Raw genomic sequence first — 1,176 nt, 5'->3', positions numbered from 1 at the left:
CCGCTGGGGTTGACGATGAGGCGGCGGATATCGTCGACCGAGGCGCGCTCGGATTCCTGCACGCGCACCAGCACGTCGATCTTGCGGTCGCGGAAGCTGTAGCGCGTGGCGACATTGCCGCGCACCTTGTTGACCACGGCATCGGCGATCTGTCGCGTGGTCAGGCCCAACGCAGCCRCACGGTCCTGGTCGAACACGATCTGGATTTCCGGAAAGCCCTGCTCCACCGTCGATTTCACGTCGGCGTAGTGCGGGCTCTGCCGCAGCAGCTCGGCCAGGCGGTTGCCAGCAACACGGATCGATTCCAGGTTGTTGCCTTCGATCTCGATCTCGAGCGGGGCAGCCAGCGCAAACAGCTCCGGGCGGGCGAAGTCGACCTGGGCCTCCGGCCACTGCTTCATGGTCGCGCGCAGGCTTTCGATCAGACCCTGCTCGCGCGCGTTGTCGGTCATCACCACCGACAGCTTGCCGATGTTTTCGCCGCTTTCGGTGGGGCTGGCGTCCAGCCGCGTGCCGGTGCCCGACACGCCGTACAGCAGACGCACGCCATCCTCACCTGCGTGCGCACGCTGCACCTCGCGCACCAGGGCGTCGGTCTGCGCGAGCGGTGTGCCCGGCGGCAGCTTGGCGGTCATCTCGAAACGGTCCTGCGCCAGCTGCGGGATCAGGTCCACGCCCAGCAGCGGTAGTGCCGCCAGGGTCAGCGCGAACGCCAGCGCCGCGCCGCCCAGCACCGGGACTGGTCGCTTCAACGCAGCCGGCAGGATCCGCAGGTAACCCGCTTCGGCCCGGCCATACGGCGCCATCGCCAGGTCGCTTGCCTTGCGCATCACCGGTCCGATCACCGCAGCGAGGCCACGGAAGATCCGCACCACCAGCCACACCAGCGAGAAAAAACCATAACGGAACAGTGCACCGATGCCGCGCCCCGCGTAGGCCGCCGGCTTCTTCCAGCGGCTCTCGGGACGCCACGGCTCGCGCGGCGCCTCGGCCGGGAACTCCAGCGGCGGACGGCCCTTCAGCGCGCTCAGCATCGGGATCAGCGTCATCGACACCACCAGTGACACCGCGATGGCAATCGACACCGTCAGCGCCTGGTCGCGGAACAGCTGGCCGGCGATGCCTTCGACGAACACCAGCGGCAGGAAAACCGCGATCGTGGTCAGTGTCGATGCC

Annotated in this window: 1 protein-coding gene; it reads right to left on the bottom strand. The window is 68.0% G+C overall.

Features of this window, described 5'->3' with window-relative positions; genetic code table 11:
* Window positions 1-1,176, bottom strand: a 1,176-nt coding sequence (locus AC04L7_RS19130) for an efflux RND transporter permease subunit (protein ID WP_475513765.1), incomplete at both ends; no start/stop codon positions are given.

It is taken from the genome of Pseudoxanthomonas sp. LjRoot204_2 (genome assembly GCF_056175765.1).
Note: the sequence above shows the minus strand (reverse complement) of the source record. Positions and strands in the feature narration are given on the sequence as shown.